The following is a 16,601-nucleotide window of genomic DNA, read 5'->3' on the forward strand; positions in this document are numbered from 1 at the left end:
CGGAGGCCCCGTGACCGCCACCGAGACGACCCCGACCCCTGCGGCCGGTCCCGCCCGCAGGGCCGCCGCCCGGGCGGTCGCCGCCCGCAAGACCTACGGATCCGGCGACACCGAGGTGCGCGCCCTCGACGGCATCGACGTCGAGTTCGAGCGGGCCCGCTTCACCGCGATCATGGGCCCCTCCGGCTCCGGCAAGTCGACGCTGATGCACTGCCTGGCGGGGCTCGACACCCTCACGTCCGGCCAGGTCTTCATCGGCGACACCGACCTCACGACCCTCTCGGAGAAGCACCTCACGACGCTCCGTCGGGACAAGGTCGGCTTCGTCTTCCAGGCGTTCAACCTCATCCCCACTCTCAGCGCGATCGAGAACATCACGCTGCCGATGTCGCTCGCCGGCCGGAAGCCGGACCAGGACTGGGTCGACGACGTCATCCGCACGGTCGGCCTCGGCGACCGCCTGCACCACCGCCCGAGCGAGCTGTCCGGCGGCCAGCAGCAGCGCGTGGCCGTGTCCCGGGCGCTGGCGAGCAGGCCGGAGATCATCTTCGCCGACGAGCCCACGGGCAACCTCGACTCCAACAGCGGCAGCGAGATCCTCGGCTTCATGCGCCGGGCGGTCGACGACCTCGAGCAGAGCATCGTCATGGTCACCCACGACCCGGTCGCCGCCAGCTGGGCGGACCGGGTCGTGTTCCTCGTCGACGGGCGCATCGTCGACGAGGTGCACTCGCCGAGCCGCGAGCAGATCATCGACAAGATGAAGGACCTGGAGGTGCCGCGCTAGTGCTGCGCACCACGCTGCGGTCGCTCTGGGAGCACAAGCGCCGCCTCATCTCCACCACGGTCGCCGTCTTCCTCGGCGTCAGCTTCATGGCCGGCACGTTCGTGCTCGGCGACACGCTCGACGAGTCCGTCGAGTCCCTGGTCGGCGAGGTCACCGTCGGCCTCGACGCCCAGGTGCGCGGACCGGAGCTCTTCGACACCGGTTTCGGGGTGCTCTACACGCCGATCGACCAGTCGCTCGTCGACGTCGTCGCCGGGGTGGAGGAGGTCGAGGACGCCGCCGGCTACGTCACGGTGGAGACCGGTGTCCAGGTCCTCGGCGCCGACGGCGACACCATCGGGATGCCCAACGCCGCGCCGACCATCGTCGAGAGCTTCATCCCGAACCCTGACATCTCCGGCTACGACATCCCCGAGGGCCGCGGCGTCGAGGCGCCCGACGAGATGGTCATCAACCGGGCCGCGGCGGAGGACGGCGAGCTCGAGCTCGGCGACACCGTCACGCTCACCTCCTCGCTCGGCCGGACCGAGTACACGCTCGTCGGCATCACGACGACGGTCTCCGGCCGCGACACGATCGCCGGCGCCATCCTCGTCGGGCTCGCCACCGAGCAGGCCCAGGAGCTCGCCGGCCTCGACGGCCAGATCAACTACGTGTACGCCACGGCTGCAGGCGGGACCACCCAGGAGGAGCTGGTCGCCGCCATCGGCGCCGAGCTCCCCTCCGAGCCGCAGCTGGAGGTGATCACGGGGCAGCAGGCGGCCGACGAGCTGACCTCCACGTTCCAGGAGGGCCTGTCGTTCTTCTCGACGTTCCTGCTCGTGTTCGCGCTGATCGCCCTGGTCGTCGGCTCGTTCATCATCTTCAACACCTTCTCGATCCTCGTGGCCCAGCGAGGCCGCGAGCTCGCCCTCCTGCGGGCCATCGGCGCCACGCGACGCCAGGTCCTCGTCTCCGTCCTCGTCGAGGCCGTCCTCATCGGACTGGTCGCGGCGCTGATCGGGATCGTGGCGGGGATCGGGCTCGCCACCGGGATCTACGCGCTGCTCAACTCGATCGGGCTGGAGCTGCCGAAGGCCGGCACGATCGTCTCGGCCGACACGGTCATCTGGTCGATCGTCGCCGGCGTCGGCGTCACCCTGTTCTCCGCCCTCATCCCTGCGTGGCGGGCCACCCGGGTGCCCCCGATCGCCGCCCTGCGCGACGTGGCGACCGACACCTCGGGCACGTCGAAGATCCGCATCGGCATCGGGCTCGCCCTCGCGGTGCTGGCCGTCGTGTTCATCGCCCCGGTGTACGGCGAGGACCCCGACACGGCTGCGCTCCAGTCGCTCGGCCTCGGTGCCGTGCTGCTGCTGGTCGCCCTCATCGTGCTCGGACCGGTCATCGCCCGTCCGGTCGCCCGGGCCATCGGCGCACCGCTCTCCTGGTTGCGCGGCACCACGGGACACCTGGCGCGGGAGAACGCCAGCCGCTCGCCGAAGCGGACGGCGTCCACCGCCGCGGCGCTGATGATCGGCATCGCGCTCGTCGGGTTCATCACGATCCTCATCTCGTCGGCCCGGGTCTCGATCGACGAGCAGGTCAGCCGGGGCTTGAAGGCCGACCTCATCATCCGGGCCGAGAGCTTCGGGGCAGGCATCCCCATCGCCTTCGAGGAGGAGATCGCCGGGCGCGACGACGTGGCGACGGTCGCCGCCCTGCGCCAGGGGCAGGTGCAGCTCGCGCTGCCCGACGGCGACACCACGACGACGTTCATGGGCGCCATCAACCCCGAGCGCTACGACCGGGCGGTCGAGGTGCAGATGGTCGAGGGGTCCCTCGCCGACCTCCAGCCCGGCGGGCTCGTCGTCGACCGTCGGCAGGCCGAGAACCGCGACCTCGCCGTCGGCGACACGGTCGAGGTCACGTTCCTCCCGGCCGCGAACGTCGCCGAGCTGACGGTCACCGCGATCAGCGACGACCCGCAGCTCCTCGGCTTCTACACGACGACCCACGAGGACTGGGCGGCGAACGTCCCGAACCAGACGAACGGGACGATCTTCGTCAGCGCTGCGGAGGGCACCACGGTCGACGACCTGCAGCGCGAGCTGCGTCGAGCGGCGGAGGAGTACCCGGGCGTGCTCGTCGAGAACCAGGACGAGTTCCTCGACGCCATCGCGTCGCAGCTCAACGTGATCCTGAACGTCGTCCTCGGCCTGCTCGTCGTGTCGGTGCTCATCGCCCTCATCGGCATCGCCAACACCCTCTCGCTCTCGGTCTACGAGCGCACCAGGGAGCTGGGGCTGCTCCGGGCCGTCGGCATGACCCGATCGCAGCTGCGTGCATCGGTCCGGTGGGAGGCCGCCATCATCGCCGTGCTCGGCACCCTGCTCGGCCTCGCCCTCGCGGTCGGGCTCAGCTACAGCCTCATCCAGGGCCTCGGCCCGCAGGGCTTCAGCGCGTTCCAGGTCCCCGTGGGCCAGATGGCGATCATCGTCGTCGTCGGCGCGCTCCTCGGCGTCCTGGCCAGCCTGCTGCCGGCCCGGCGCGCCGCGAAGCTCAACGTCCTCGAGGCCATCGCCAGCGAGTAGCCGGACGCGGCCAGACTGTCCGGATGCACGCCACGATCCCCACGCCCACGGTCCTCGTCGTCGCGCCCGCCGACGCGTCCCCGGCGCTCGTCGAGGCCGTCGAGGGCGAGGGGATCCAGGTGAGGAGCGCGACGCCCGACGAGCTCGACGGGGCGCTGACCGAGGCCGCGGTCGACGTCGTCGTGGTGGTCAGCGGTCCGGAAGGTCTCGCCGCCGTGGCGCGCGTCGCCCGCACGACGCCTGCCACGCGGTACCTGGCCGTGGCCGACGACCTCGATCCTGCTGCCGCGCTGGACGCCGGCATCGGCGGGGTCGTGGCCGCCTCGGCTCCGCCCGACGTCGTGCGCTCGGCGGTGAGGGGGCTGGCCCTCGGCGAGGGCTTCCTCGACGCCCCGCTCGCCCGCGAGGTGCTCGAGCGCCACCGCCGCGAGGGCATCGCCCTCACGGCGACGGAGGAGGAGGTGCTCGGCCGCCTCGCCCGGGGCGACGCCGCGGCGACCATCGCCGACGACTACGCGGTGACCGCCCGGCTCGTTCGCCTGCACGCCGGGGGCGCCCTCTCCCGGCTCCTCCCCACCTAGACGGCGTGGTCGAGCTCCCCCTCCGGACCCGGCTCCTCGTCGTGGGGTCGGCGGTGCGCAGCGCCCTGCCGTGGGGCCTGCCGTTCGTGGGGCTCGTGACATCCCCGTGGGTGCAGATCGCCGGGCTCGAGACGGGAGGCGACTGGACGTGGGACCTCTCGTGGGGCGTCGTGATCACGGCTGCCGTCGTGCCCGTCCTCGTCGCCCTCGCCCTGGTCCTGCTCTTCCCCCACGACCGCTACGGCGACTGGGCCGCGCGACGTATCGCCGCCCGCACCGGTGCCCGCCCGTCGACCCGGACCATCAACCTCACCGAGCAGCTGGCCGTGGCGACCGGCACCGGCGGGCTGCGCTACGACGTCCTCGTCCACGACTCACCCGTGCCGAACGTGGCGGCGCTGCCGACGCGCGGCGGGGCCCACGTCGTGGTCACCGCCGGCGCCGAGCGCCGACTCGATCGCGACGCCCTCGAGGCGCTCCTCGCCAGCCAGATCGCCGTCGTCGTCGATCCGTGGGTCCGGCTCGCTGCCGCGGCCCAGGTCGTCGGCTCGCTGCGGTTCCTCCTCCTCTTCGCGTCGCCCTTCCTGAACCCGTTCCTGATGCCGTTCGCGTTCGTCGCGTTCTTCCGCCCTCGGCGGGCCGACACCGTGCGCGACCTCGTCGGCGATGCCGCCGCCGTGCGCGCCACCCGGCACCCGGGCGCGCTGGCACGGGCGTTCGAGGAGCTGCGGCCCGCCGCCCCGCACGGCAGCCGCATGCGGGTCGGCCTCCCCGGGTTCCTCGTCGACCAGTTCTGGGTGGTGTCGACGCGCAGCAAGGTGACGACGACGACGAGTGGGCCGCGCGGCGAGCGGACCTGGACCACGGCGGACGAGGTCGCCGCCGAGCTCGCCGTCCGAGCCGATCGGTCGCGACGGGTCGCATCGGGCGAGACGCCGGGCGGACCCGACCTGCGGGGCTGGCGCCGAGCGACCGCGGGGCTCGGACGCGACGCGACCACGTCCACGGGCATCCCCCTCGCGCTCACCGACGCCGAGCGACGCACGGCCGCGGAGATCGGCGCCGAGCTGGCCGGGACAGCGGGTCAGGGCGCACGTGCGGCCGACTGGCACCGCGGGCACCAGTAGGTCGTCCGCGCCTGCTCCCCCTGGCGGCGAGCCCGGATGGGCGTCCCGCAGCGGCGACACGGCCGACGGGTCTTCCCGTACACCGCGAGCCCACCGGGCACGGTGGTCCGACGTGTCGTCGTGAGGTTGGCCCGCAGGAGCCGCGCGGCGGTCTCGACCAGATCCCGCCGGACGTCCTCGTCGAGCGCGCCGACCGGCGCGAACGGATCGACGCGGAGCGCCCAGAGGACCTCGCTCTTGTAGACGTTGCCGATGCCGGCCGCGACCCGCTGGTCGAGGAGCGCGACCCCGATCTCGGTACCGGGGTCGAGCCGGGCCATCCGGGCCACCGCCTCGTCGATGTCGGCATCGGCTCGGCACAGGTCGGGCCCGAGGTGGGCGACGGCGTCGCTCGCCTCGCGCTCGCCGAGGTGCGTCCTCACCACCGGAGCGGAGAAGCACACGGCGACGGCGTCCGGGACCTCGAGCACGACCCGTGCGAGGTGCGGCGGCTTCCGCCACCGCTCGCCGCGCGCGTAGAGGTGCCACGACCCGGTCATGCGGAGGTGCGTCTGCAGGACGATGCCGCCGCTGAAGCGCACCATGAGGTGCTTCCCGACGGCCTCGACCTCGTCGATCGTCTCCCCGGTGCGCGGACGCGGGCCGACGAGGCGCGGCGCCTCGAAGCGGCGGACCTCGGCGCCGACGAGCGCAGGCCGGAGGCGCGCAGCGGTCCGGTGGAGGGTGTCGCCCTCGGGCATCGGCTCAGGCTACGAGCGCCCGACTCCCGGACGACGCCGGTGCGGGGCGAGGTTTGCCCGCGCGCGAGCCGGGTACTCGATGGGCCGTCCGCCGTACCCCATCGAAGGAGCTGACATGTACATCGGCCTCGGCACCCTGCTGCTCGTCATCATCCTGCTGATCATCCTGCTCTGACCAGCACCCATGGGCCCCCAGGCGGGGACCACGCAACGACCGCCGCTCGTCCCGGAGCCACGCCGGGCCGGGCGGTCTGCGCGTTTTCAGGGCGGGTCCCGTCGTTCATGCCGCGGCACGTCGGCGATCGAGCCAACGCATGGCCGGGGTGGCCGCCACTCCGTGCACCACGATCGACATCACGATCACGAGGATCGCCACGGCCCACACCTCTCGAGCGGCGTCGAAGCGCTCCTCGGTGACGGCGTGGGCGAGGTAGTACACACTGCCCATCCCGCGGATGCCGAAGAACGCGATGACGATCCGTTCGGCCCGGGACGTGTCGCTCCAGGCCGTCGCGAGCCACCCGGCGACGGGCCGCACGACGAACACGATGGCCACGGCGGCGAGCACCCCGAGCGGCGTCAACCCGTCCCACGCCCCGTCGACGACCGACCCGCCGAGCAGCACGAGGAACAGGACGCTCGCGAGGCGTTCGGTCGTCTCGGCGAAGTCGTGGAGGATCTGTTGGTACTCGTGGTCCCGCTCCTGGTTGCGGATCGTGACGGCCGCGACGAACACGCCGAGGAAGCCGTAGCCGTGGGCCAGCTCGGTCACCCCGTAGACGAGCAGGGTCGCCCCGATGGCGACGAAGCCCTCGCTCGTGCGCGACAGAGCGGTCACGGACCGCACGGAGAAGGCGAGGTGGGCGACGAGCCGACCGAGGAGCCAACCGGCGAGGACGCCCACGGCCAGCTTGACGACCACGTCGTCCACCACCCACCCGAGGAACCACGAGCCGCCGGCGGCCATCGCCACGGCGAGGTTCGTGAACGGGAACGCGAGGCCGTCGTTCAGACCCGCCTCGGACGTCAGGCTGAAGCGCACCACGTCGTCGGCGTCGTCCTCTGCCGGCCCCTCGAGCTGCACGTCGGAGGCGAGCACGGGGTCCGTCGGCGCGAGCACGGCGCCGAGGAGCACCGCGCTCGCGAGCGGCAGCCCCAGGGGGCCGGCGGCGATGAGCGCGATGCCGGCGATCGTCAGCGGCATGGCGATGCCCAGGAGCCGCCACGTGACCTGCCAGCCCTCCCAGCCGATCGGGCGCCCGAGCTTCAGGCCCGCGCCCATCAGCGAGACGATCACCACGAACTCGGTGAGCCGCTCGGCCTCCTGCCCCTCGGTGTCGACGCTCGGCCCGTTCAGACCGATGGGGAGCGCGTAGAAGACCATCCCCAGTGCGAGGAAGACGATCGGGATGGACAGCGGGACGCCATCGAGGAGGCGTGGCAGGATCGCAGCACCCAGCGCGGCGAGCCCGAGCACCGCGAGGGTGACCATGTAGTGATCCATGAGGCGGGCGCCCTACCCCTGGCCCTCGGGAGGGAACCTCAGTGACGGAGCCGTCGGCCGACCTCGAGCAGGCCGCCCGCCCCGAGGAGCCGGCGGAACGGGTTGACCCCGCGCACCACCTCGTCGGCCGCCCACGCCGCGAGCGCGACGGTCGCCACCGATCGGGCACGATCGCGCCACCTCGGGTCGGGCAGGACCCAGCTGCCGAGGGTGGCGGCGACGAACACCAGGTTGCGGACGTTCGGGGGCTGGGCGACGACGATCTCGCCGGTCTCCCTGCTGCGGAGGAGCCAGTCGATCATCCGCGGTCCCGCAGCCGCTCGATCTGCCGGCGATCGCGCTTGGTCGGACGTCCGGTCCCTCGGCTCCGCTCGGCGTACGCCGCCGACGGCTCGCGGGAGGGCGGCGGCGGTGAGCGGTCGACGTAGCACTCCACTGCGATCGGGGCGCCGACCCGCTTGTCGATCACGCGCACGACCTCGACGACCCGGTCCCTGCCGTGCACGCGCGCCGCGACCTCGTCGCCGATCGACACGGTGGTGGCCGGCTTGGCCGGACGGCCGTTGACGCGCACGTGCCCGCCCCGGCACACGTCGGTGGCCTCCGACCGCGTCGAGCAGAGCCGGATCGACCACAGCCACCTGTCCACGCGCGTCGAGTCCATCGCCCTCCAGTGTGTCCCCTGCGCGGCGGCGCTGCGGCGGTACCCATCGACGCCGCGCCAATCTTGGTACGGATCGCGACACGCACGGTCGATCCCCGTACCCGGAACGGATCGGAGCGGCGCACCCACGATCGGTCGGCCGTTCTGGGTACGGATCGCGACACGTACGGTCGTTGCCCGTACCGAGAACGGACCGGACGGTGGGGAACGTCGGGGCGGCGTCGCGCATCGCCGGTGGGAGCGTCAGACGAGGTCGGGATCCTCGGGAACGCCGAGCCGGCGGTAGCGGTCGACGTCGGCATCGGAGAAGCACGCGAACACGACGGCCTCGATCGAGGGGTGGGCGCGCACCGCGTCGGTGACGGTCCCGACCGCGATGCCCGCCGCTCGGTCCTTGGGGAAGCCGTAGATGCCGGTGCTGATGGCCGGGAAGGCCACGCTCGCCAGTCCGTGCTCGGCGGCGAGCGCAAGCGCCGTGCGGTAGCAGGAGGCGAGCAGGGCGTCGTGGCCGGACGGATCGTCACCCGTCCACACCGGGCCGACCGTGTGGATGACGTGCCGAGCGGGCATGCGACCCGCGGTGGTGATCACCGCCTCGCCGGTGGGGAGCCGCCCCTGGCGGTCGACGACGGCCCGGCACTCCTCGAGGATCGCCGGGCCACCCGCCCGGTGGATCGCACCGTCGACCCCACCGCCACCCATCAGGCTGCTGTTGGCCGCGTTCACGACCGCGTCCACCTCGAGCGTGGTGATGTCGCGTCGGAGCGCAGCGAGCCGAGCCATCGGTCGAGGGTACGTCGGGGTCCGGCGCGCCGGTGTCAGCCGTCGGCGTCGACCCGCTCGAGGAGCCAGCGCGGGCCGACGACGGTGGCACCCTCGGCGCGCGCCCGCTCGGCCAGGGCGCGGTCGGCGGTGACGAGGCGCACGTCCCCGTCGGCGGCCGCGGCGAGCGCCACCATCGCATCGTCGCCTTCCCCCGTGGCGTGCACGACCTGCACTGCGCCCGCCGTCCCCTCGTCGACCCCGGCGCGCGCCCGCCCTTCGAGCACGACGACGATCGGCGGGTCGAGGCGCCCGGCGTCGGCCGCGGCGGCGAGCCGCTCGACCAGGCGACGCGCCGCGCCGGGACGGTCCCGCCACCACCCATCGGGACGCGAGCCGACGACGTTGGCAGCGTCAACGAGGAGCACGGCGGATCATCCCTCGGTAGCCGGGCACGAAGCCTGCGGCCTCGAGCCGGGCCGCCAGCTCGGTGCCCCCGATCGGCTCTCCGTCCGCCTTCGCGATCTCGAACGCGCGCACACGCCCCCGGTCGACCAGCTCGGCGAGGGCCCGCGGCCAGTCGACGCGGTCGTGCCCCTCGAAGGTGACGACCGTCCGGCCGCCGCGCTCGACGTACACCGCCGGCACGCCGCCCGCGAGCACCACGAACGCGCCGGCGGCGCGGGCCGGGCGGCCGTCGGTGGGCGGCCACGGGAGAGCCGCGCCGTAGGGCTGGGCGGGGTCCGTGGCGGCGAGGACGACGGGCTCGCCGGCGTCGTCGCCCCGCTCACGCACGGCGCGGAGCCGGTCGACCGCACCGGGCAGGGCGAACTGCGCCGCCCCCAGGCCGGCGACGAAGTATCCGCGCCGGACGTGCCCGCGCTCCTCCAGGGCCTTCAGGACGGGGTACACACCGGCGAACCCGCCCTCGGCCCCCTCGCCGAGCGCGGCCTCCCGGGTGAGGACGCCGTAGCGGTCGAGGAGCTGGCCGGCGCGTGCGTGCGCCGACTCGGTGGCGGTCGGCAGCGGCTCCAGCAGCGGAGCGACGAGCGACCAGCGCCCGGCGGCGGCCGGCGGACCGAGGCGCGCCAGACGGGCGGCGGCACGGGGCCCACGGCGCCGCGCGCTGCCGCCCCCGCCGCCCTTGCGACCGGCACGCGTCCCCAACGCCCGCAGCGGCGCGAGCGAGTCGTTGGTGACCAGCCCGGCCCACACCAGGTCCCACAGGGCGGCGAGGACCGTCTCGTCGTCGTAGGGCAGCTCGGCGGCGGCGACCGCACGCTGGAGGTCGGGCCAGAACGAGGCCCCCCGCTGCTCGAGGTGCTCGAGCAGCGCGAGGTGGACGGGTTCGCTGGGCGGTTCGTCGTCGGGTGGCGTCACCAGGAGGCCGGCCTGGTCCCTGAAGATGAGCCGCACCCGCCCGTCGGTCGAGCCGAGAGGGCCGGCGCCCACCCACACGACCTCCCCCGCCGTGCACAGCGCGTCGAGGTCCGACGGCCGGTACCCCCGCAGGCGCGCCGGCAGCACGTCGGCCTCGAGGACCGACATCGGGATCGCCGCGCCCTGTAGCTGCCCCACGACCTCGACCAGGCCGTCGAGGCCCTGGCGGGCCGAGCCGACGCCCTGCCACAGGGGCAGGAAGCGGCCGAGGGCCGAGCCGTCGACCGGCTCGATCTCGTTGCGGAGCACGGCCAGGGACCGTCGGCGCAGCTGGCGCAGCACGTCGGGGTCGCACCACTCCCGCTCGGTGCCGTCGGGACGGAACTCGCCCCGCACGACGCGACCGTCGGCCTCCATCCGTTCGAGGATCTGCGCGATCCGCGCCCGGTCGGCGCCCAGTCGGTCGGCGACCTCGGCGGTGAGGAACGGGCCGTGGGTGCGGGCGTAGCGGGCCACGAGGTCGCCGAGCGGGTCGGGCACCGGGTCGGTGAACGCGGCGGGAAGACCCATCGGGACCGCGATCCCCAGCGCGTCCCGCAGGCGAGCCGCGTCGTCGGTGGCGGCCACGCGGTCGTCCCCTCCGACGACGACGACGTAGGCGCGGCGCTCCTCGACGAGCGCGGCGATCCACGAGTCGACCACCGACGGGGACGCCTCGGCGCGCTCGGCCAGCTCGTCGGTCGACAGCGGGCCGAGGATGCGCAGCAGGTCGTGCAGCTCGTCGGCGTCGCGAGCCCGACGGCCCTCGGAGAGACGCTGGAGGTCGGACTGGACGTCACGGAGCGCCCCGGGGTCGAGCAGGTCGCGCAGCTCCTCGGCGCCCAGGAGCTCGTGCAGCAGGTCCCGGTCGAGAGCCAGGGCCGCGGCGCGCCGCTCGGCCAACGGCGCGTCGTAGTCGTACATGAACTGGCCGATCCAGCCGAAGAGCAGCGACTGGGCGAACGGCGACGAGCGCGGCGTCTCCACCGCCACCGCCCGGACCTTCCGGGACCGCAGGTCGGACAGGACCTCCCGTAGAGCAGGTAGGTCGAAGACGTCGTTCAGCAGCTCGCGGGTGGTCTCGAGCAGGATGGGGAACTCGGGGTAGGCGGAGGCGACGCGCAGGAGGTCGGCGGCCCGCTGCCGCTGCTGCCACAGCGCGGTGCGCTGGTCCGGCCGTCGGCGGGGCAGGAGCAGCGCCCGGGCCGCGCACTCCCGGAACCGCGACGCGAACAGGGCGGTGTTGGGCAGCTCGCGGATGACGAGGTCGCCGATGTCCTCGGGCTCGACGAGCAGCTCCTCGAGCGGCAGCTCGTCGATGGCCTCGGGCAGCCGCACGGCGATGCCGTCGTCGCTCCACATGAGGTCGATGTCGACCCCCCATCGCTCCTGGAGGCGACCGCGCAGCGCCATCGCCCACGGCGCGTGGACCTGCGCGCCGAACGGGGTGAGCACGCAGACCCGCCAGTCGCCGATCTCGTCGCGGAACCGCTCGACGACGACGGTGCGATCGTCGGGCACCGCGCCCGTGGCCTCGGCCTGCTCGTCGAGGTAGGCGACGAGGTTCTGGGCGGCCAGCTCGTCGAGGCCGTGCCGCTCCCGCAGCTCGGCCATCGCCCGCTCGGCGGGAAGCCCCCGCACGTGGCGCACGAGCTCGCCCATCGCGCGGCCGAGCTCGAGCGGCCGACCGGGGCGATCGCCGTGCCAGAACGGCATCTTGCCGGGCTGACCCGGCGCCGGCGTGACGACGACCCGCTCGTGGGTGATGTCCTCGATGCGCCACGTGGTCGCGCCGAGGAGGAACGTCTCGCCCACCCGGCTCTCGTAGACCATCTCCTCGTCGAGCTCGCCGACGCGGGTGCCCTCGGGCAGGAACACGCCGAACAGGCCGCGGTCGGGGATCGTGCCGCCGCTGGTGACCGCCAGGCGCTGGGCCCCGGCTCGGGCGCGGATCGTGCCCTCGACGCGGTCCCACACGATGCGGGGCCGCAGCTCGGCGAACTCGTCGGAGGGGTAGCGGCCGGCGAGCAGGTCGAGGGTGGCGAACAGCACCTCGTCGGAGAGCTCGGCGAAGGTGGCCGACCGGCGCACGATCCGCGCCAGGTCGTCGACGTGCCAGTCGTCCATCGCCACCATGGCGACGATCTGCTGGGCGAGCACGTCGAGCGTGTTGCGGGGGTAGCGGGTGTGCTCGATCAGCCCCTCGTGCATGCGGCGGACCACGGTGGCCGCCTCGACGAGGTCACCCCGGTGCTTGGGGAAGATGCGGCCCCGGCTCGGCTCGCCCACCTGGTGGCCGGCCCGACCGATGCGCTGCAGGCCACGGGAGACCGCACCGGGGGACTCCACCTGCACGACGAGGTCGACCGCCCCCATGTCGATGCCGAGCTCGAGCGAGCTGGTGGCGACGAGGGCCTTGAGGTCGCCCCGCTTCAGCTCGTCCTCGATGAGGAGGCGCCGCTCGCGCGACAGCGACCCGTGGTGCGCCTTGACCAGCTCGTGCGCCGGTTCGGGCGGGCGGCCGTCCGCCTCCGCGCCGCGGTTCTCGTCGCCCGCCGCCAGCTCGTTGAGGCGGGTGGCGAGGCGCTCGGAGAGTCGCCGGGCGTTGACGAACACGAGCGTGGAGCGGTGCTCCTCGATCAACTCGAGCACCTTCGGGTGGATCGAGGGCCAGATCGATCGGCGCACCGGGGGCGCCGCGGCGGCCGGCCCCCCACCGCCCGGCAGGACCGAGATGTCGGCGGGCCCGTCGATGACCTCGCCGAGGGCGCCCATGTCCTCGACGGGCACGACGACCTCGATGTCGAGCTCCTTGCGGGTTCCGGCGTCGACGATGGTGACCGGGCGCGGGCGACCGTCGTCGCCACGGCCGCCGAGGAAGCGCGCGATCTCGTCCAGGGGTCGCTGGGTGGCGGAGAGGCCGATGCGTTGCGGCGACCGGTCGGTGACCTCCTCGAGCCGCTCGAGCGTGAGGGCCATGTGGCTGCCCCGCTTGGTGGGCGCCAGCGCGTGGATCTCGTCGACGATCACCGTGTCGACCCCGGCGAGCGTCTCGCGGGCCTGCGAGGTGAGCATCAGGTAGAGCGACTCGGGCGTGGTGATGAGGATGTCCGGCGGGTTGCGGACGAGTCGCCGCCGCTCGTCGGCCGGCGTGTCGCCGGTGCGGGTGCCGACCGTGGGTGTGTGGAGCGTGAGGCCGAGTCGCTCGGCGGCCAGGCCGATGCCCACCAGAGGCGCGCGCAGGTTGCGCTCGACGTCGACCGCCAGGGCCCGCAGCGGCGACAGGTAGACGATGCGCGTGCGGCGCTCGGCCTCGGGCACCGGCTCGTTGGCCAGGCGGTCGATGCCCCACAGGAAGGCCGCGAGCGTCTTGCCGGAACCGGTCGGGGCGAGGACGAGCGCGTGCTCGCCGCTGGCGATGGCCGCCCACCCCTCGGTCTGCGCCGCCGTCGGCTCCGGGAAGCTGGTGTCGAACCAGGCGCGTACGGCCGGCGAGAAGCGGTCGAGGCTCACCGGCTCACGCTACCCACGGCCTGTGACAGCCAGCCCTGCCCGTCCCGTTCTCGGTACGGATCCGTTCTCGGTACGGATCTCGACGCTCCTGGTCGAGATCGGTACCAAGATGCGACCGAGGGGCGGGGGCAGCGCGGAAGGGGTGCGGATGAGGGGCCGATGGGTGTCACAGGCCCCCGCCAGGATGGCGACATGCGCCCGACGATCCGACGGGCCATCGCCGAACGGGCCCAGGAACAGTTCGGCCTCGTCACCCGTCCACAGCTCGTCGCCCTCGGCGTCGACCCTGGCCAGGTCCACCGCCTGGTACGGACCTCGCACCTCGAGCGACGCGGCCGTCACACGTTCGCGATCGCCGGGGCACCCCGCTCGTACGAGCAGTCGGTCCTCGCTGCGTGCCTCGACACGGGCGGCGTCGCCTCGCACCGGACGGCGGCCCGGCTCCACCGCCTCGAGGGCTTCCGATCGGTCGAGGTCGTCGAGGTCACCGTCGGCCGCCGCCTCCACCACGCGCCGCTCCCCGACATCACCGTCCACACGTCGACGAACCTGCCGCCCGACGACGTCCTGCGCATCGGAGCGATCCCCGCCGTCAGCGCCGCCCGCACGTTCTTCGGCCTCGCGGCGCTCGTTCCCGACGTCAGCCGCACGAGCCTGCGGACAGCCCTCGACACCGCCGCTCGCGACGGCCTCGTCTCCGACGCATGGCTGTGGTGGCGGCTCGAGCAGCTGAGGTGCCGGGGACGGAACGGCATCGCCGAGATGGAGCTCGCCCTGCGGGAGCGACAGCGCCTCGGACCGACCGAGAGCTGGCTCGAGCGTCGGTTCCTCGAGCTCCTCGAGGGAGCGGGGCTCCCGCTCCCCACCGTGCAGCGTCGCGTGCGCCACCGCGGCAACTCGGTCGCTCGGGTGGACATGTCCTACGACCCGCTCGACCTCGTCATCGAGCTCGACGGACACGCCAGCCACAGCACCAGGGCGCAACGGGACCGGGACGAGCGCCGGCGCAACCGGCTGGTGCTCGCCGGCCTCCGGCTGCTCGTGTTCACGTACGACCACGTCGTCCGGTCGCCGCGCGAGGTCGTCGAGGTGGTCGAGGCCGGGCTCGCTGCGGCGACGGCCGGGCGATCGGCCTGACGCCCGGAGCCATCTGGGTACGGATCCCGACACCCGGTGTCGCGATCCGTACCAAGAACGGGTTGGGGGGTCGGGGCGGGAGGCGAACGGGTCGGGGGGGCGGGTCGGGACGGGTGGGGACGGGTGGGGACGGGTGGGTCGGAACCAGGACGGCGCGTGGCACAGTGTCCGGCGATGGGGATCGACCTGGTGGTGACCGACCTCGACGGCACGTTGTGGGAGACCCAGGACCACCTGCACCCCGACACCGTCGCTGCCGTCGCCGAGCTCGATCGGCGCGGCGTGCCGCTGCTCGTCGCCACCGGGCGACGCCTGGCGTCGACCCGCGCCGGTCTCGCCGGCCTCGGGCTCACGCCCCCGGTCGTGGTGCTCAACGGCGCGCTCGTCGTCGACCTGGCCACCGGCGAGCACATCCACCGCCAGAGCTTCGGCGCCGACGCTGCGGCGAAGGTGCTCGATGCCTTCCTCGGGTTCGGCATCGAGCCGTGCGTCTACGTCGAGCACCCCGACGTCGACGTGTTCGTCAGCGACAACCCGTCGACCCACCCCGAGCACCTGGCGTCCTTCGGCGAGTGGGTCCGCACCGGGGACCTGGCCGAGGTCGTGGCTTCCCACGAGGTGCTCGCCTTCGGGGTGCTCGGCCTCGCGCCGTCGAGCGTCGAAGGGCTCGAGGACGTGCTCGCCCCGATCGCCAACCCGCACGTCTCCGACGAGCGGCAGTTCGGCGGGGGCAGCCTGACGGTGACCGTGGCGCCGCCGCAGCTCTCCAAGTGGGACGGCATCGAGGCGTTCTGCCGCCACCGGGGCATCGACAGCGGCAACGTGCTCGCCATCGGCGACGGCCCCAACGACCTCGAGATGCTCGACGGCGCCCGCGTCGCCGTCGTGATGGCCGACGCCCACCCGGCCGCGCTGGCCCGGGCGGACCACGTGGTCCCTCGGGCCGCGGACGGCGGGTGGGCCCAGCTGCTCACCTACCTCTGAGGCTCACATGCCTCGAGGCGAGTCGCTAGCGGCGCGCCTCGTCCCGGTCGCGCACGTCGATGTCCCGGTCGCGCTCGGCGTCCTCGTCCGTGCGGAGGTGCCGGCCGTCGGCCTCGTCGCGGCCCCAGTCGTGGGTGCGCTCGTCGCCCTCGTCGTGCTGGGTGCCGTAGCGGTCGTCACCACGCTCCTGGTGGGCGACGGCCGACACGATCCACTCACGGGGACGGTCGAGCGGTCGCTCGATGCCGGCGGCCTCGGCCCGGCGGGCGAGGTCGGCGTCGGAGAGCTGCCGCAGCTCCTCCTCGTGGTGGTGGAGGTCACGAGCGGAGTCGCGCTCCACCTCGCCACGCCACGCGCCCGTGGCCCGGCCCCGGTTCTCGATGAAGTCCTTGAACTGCTCGAGGTCCTTGCGGGACCGGTCGGACATGTAGCCACCCCAGTCGGCGACGCTCTCGAGGAAGCCGTCGGGGTCCATCTCCATCTGCAGCATGACCCGGGTGCGGTCGTCGGAGAGGGCGTGGAAGGTGACGACACCGGCGTTCTTCGTGCCGTCGACGGCGGTCCAGGCCACCCTCTGATCCGGGGTCTGCTCGGTGATCTCCGCGGTCCAGGAGCGCTTGATCCCGTAGATCGAGACCGTCCACTCGAGGGTGGTGTCGTCGACCTGGCGCACGTCCTTGACGTGCTTCATGAACAGCGGGAAGTCCTCGAACTGGGTCCACTGGTCGTAGACGGTGCGGACGGGCAGATCGATGTCGACGCTGTGGTTCACGGCGGTTCCTCCTGGTGGGCGAGCGGTCGTCCCTCCCC

Annotated in this window: 14 protein-coding genes; 6 read left to right on the plus strand and 8 right to left on the minus strand. The window is 73.5% G+C overall.

From position 1 onward, the window contains the following. The first annotated feature begins 10 nt into the window (after positions 1-10). The 4 genes from GH723_RS15340 to GH723_RS15355 are packed head-to-tail and all read left to right on the plus strand — an operon-like array spanning position 11 to position 5,068. Positions 11-787, plus strand: a complete 777-nt coding sequence (locus GH723_RS15340; RefSeq protein ID WP_153760464.1) for an ABC transporter ATP-binding protein — start codon at positions 11-13, stop codon at positions 785-787. Beyond that, the gene (locus GH723_RS15345) at positions 787-3,360 is read left to right on the plus strand and encodes an ABC transporter permease (protein ID WP_153760465.1); all 2,574 of its coding nucleotides are present in this window, start codon (positions 787-789) and stop codon (positions 3,358-3,360) included. Before GH723_RS15340 ends, GH723_RS15345 begins: the two co-directional genes overlap by 1 nt. Before the next feature lie 23 nt (positions 3,361-3,383). Then, complete coding sequence (locus GH723_RS15350) at positions 3,384-3,941, plus strand: helix-turn-helix domain-containing protein (RefSeq protein WP_153760466.1); 558 nt, start codon at positions 3,384-3,386, stop codon at positions 3,939-3,941. Positions 3,942-3,946: 5 nt separating this feature from the next. Then, entirely contained in the window at positions 3,947-5,068 is a 1,122-nt protein-coding gene (locus GH723_RS15355) for a M56 family metallopeptidase (protein WP_153760467.1), read from the plus strand. On the opposite strand, the gene GH723_RS15360 is transcribed toward GH723_RS15355, so the two are convergent. From GH723_RS15360 to GH723_RS15390, 7 genes are all read right to left on the minus strand, one after another. Then, on the minus strand, positions 5,026-5,808 hold the full coding sequence (locus tag GH723_RS15360) for an Fpg/Nei family DNA glycosylase (RefSeq protein ID WP_153760468.1): 783 nt from the start codon (positions 5,806-5,808) through the stop codon (positions 5,026-5,028). The two genes, GH723_RS15355 and GH723_RS15360, sit on opposite strands and share 43 nt — an antisense overlap. A 280-nt stretch (positions 5,809-6,088) precedes the next feature. Then, positions 6,089-7,312 (minus strand): cation:proton antiporter, encoded by a 1,224-nt coding sequence (locus GH723_RS15365; RefSeq protein ID WP_153760469.1) that lies wholly within the window; start codon positions 7,310-7,312, stop codon positions 6,089-6,091. A 38-nt stretch (positions 7,313-7,350) separates the two neighbouring features. Further along, entirely contained in the window at positions 7,351-7,614 is a 264-nt protein-coding gene (locus tag GH723_RS15370) for a hypothetical protein (protein ID WP_153760470.1), read from the minus strand. Further along, the gene (locus GH723_RS15375; RefSeq protein ID WP_153760471.1) at positions 7,611-7,976 is read right to left on the minus strand and encodes an RNA-binding S4 domain-containing protein; all 366 of its coding nucleotides are present in this window, start codon (positions 7,974-7,976) and stop codon (positions 7,611-7,613) included. Before GH723_RS15375 ends, GH723_RS15370 begins: the two co-directional genes overlap by 4 nt. A gap of 243 nt (positions 7,977-8,219) precedes the next feature. After that, positions 8,220-8,759, minus strand: coding sequence for an O-acetyl-ADP-ribose deacetylase (locus tag GH723_RS15380; RefSeq protein WP_153760472.1), 540 nt, complete (start codon positions 8,757-8,759; stop codon positions 8,220-8,222). A 35-nt stretch (positions 8,760-8,794) separates the two neighbouring features. Further along, entirely contained in the window at positions 8,795-9,166 is a 372-nt protein-coding gene (locus tag GH723_RS15385; RefSeq protein ID WP_153760473.1) for an NYN domain-containing protein, read from the minus strand. Continuing rightward, on the minus strand, positions 9,153-13,670 hold the full coding sequence (locus GH723_RS15390; RefSeq protein ID WP_153760474.1) for an Lhr family helicase: 4,518 nt from the start codon (positions 13,668-13,670) through the stop codon (positions 9,153-9,155). The genes GH723_RS15385 and GH723_RS15390 overlap by 14 nt, the downstream gene beginning before the upstream one ends. 192 nt (positions 13,671-13,862) lie before the next feature. Between GH723_RS15390 and GH723_RS15395 the strand changes: the two genes are divergently transcribed. Together GH723_RS15395 and GH723_RS15400 are read left to right on the plus strand one after the other, a co-directional pair. Then, positions 13,863-14,807, plus strand: a complete 945-nt coding sequence (locus tag GH723_RS15395; protein WP_195210357.1) for a type IV toxin-antitoxin system AbiEi family antitoxin domain-containing protein — start codon at positions 13,863-13,865, stop codon at positions 14,805-14,807. Positions 14,808-14,981: 174 nt separating this feature from the next. Then, positions 14,982-15,791, plus strand: a complete 810-nt coding sequence (locus GH723_RS15400; protein ID WP_153760476.1) for an HAD family hydrolase — start codon at positions 14,982-14,984, stop codon at positions 15,789-15,791. A gap of 25 nt (positions 15,792-15,816) precedes the next feature. On the opposite strand, the gene GH723_RS15405 is transcribed toward GH723_RS15400, so the two are convergent. Then, on the minus strand, positions 15,817-16,563 hold the full coding sequence (locus GH723_RS15405; protein WP_153760477.1) for an SRPBCC family protein: 747 nt from the start codon (positions 16,561-16,563) through the stop codon (positions 15,817-15,819). Positions 16,564-16,601 lie beyond the last annotated feature (38 nt).

It is taken from the genome of Actinomarinicola tropica (genome assembly GCF_009650215.1).
GTDB classification, from domain to species: domain Bacteria; phylum Actinomycetota; class Acidimicrobiia; order Acidimicrobiales; family SKKL01; genus Actinomarinicola; species Actinomarinicola tropica.

Bases quoted from the DNA above. Each gene is read 5' to 3' on its own strand.
- GH723_RS15350 (WP_153760466.1), top strand. From the start codon at position 3,384: ATGCACGCCACGATCCCCACGCCCACGGTCCTCGTCGTCGCGCCCGCC.
- GH723_RS15360 (WP_153760468.1), bottom strand. From the start codon at position 5,808: ATGCCCGAGGGCGACACCCTCCACCGGACCGCTGCGCGCCTCCGGCCT.
- GH723_RS15365 (WP_153760469.1), bottom strand. From the start codon at position 7,312: ATGGATCACTACATGGTCACCCTCGCGGTGCTCGGGCTCGCCGCGCTG.
- GH723_RS15370 (WP_153760470.1), bottom strand. From the start codon at position 7,614: ATGATCGACTGGCTCCTCCGCAGCAGGGAGACCGGCGAGATCGTCGTC.
- GH723_RS15375 (WP_153760471.1), bottom strand. From the start codon at position 7,976: ATGGACTCGACGCGCGTGGACAGGTGGCTGTGGTCGATCCGGCTCTGC.
- GH723_RS15380 (WP_153760472.1), bottom strand. From the start codon at position 8,759: ATGGCTCGGCTCGCTGCGCTCCGACGCGACATCACCACGCTCGAGGTG.
- GH723_RS15395 (WP_195210357.1), top strand. From the start codon at position 13,863: ATGCGCCCGACGATCCGACGGGCCATCGCCGAACGGGCCCAGGAACAG.
- GH723_RS15400 (WP_153760476.1), top strand. From the start codon at position 14,982: ATGGGGATCGACCTGGTGGTGACCGACCTCGACGGCACGTTGTGGGAG.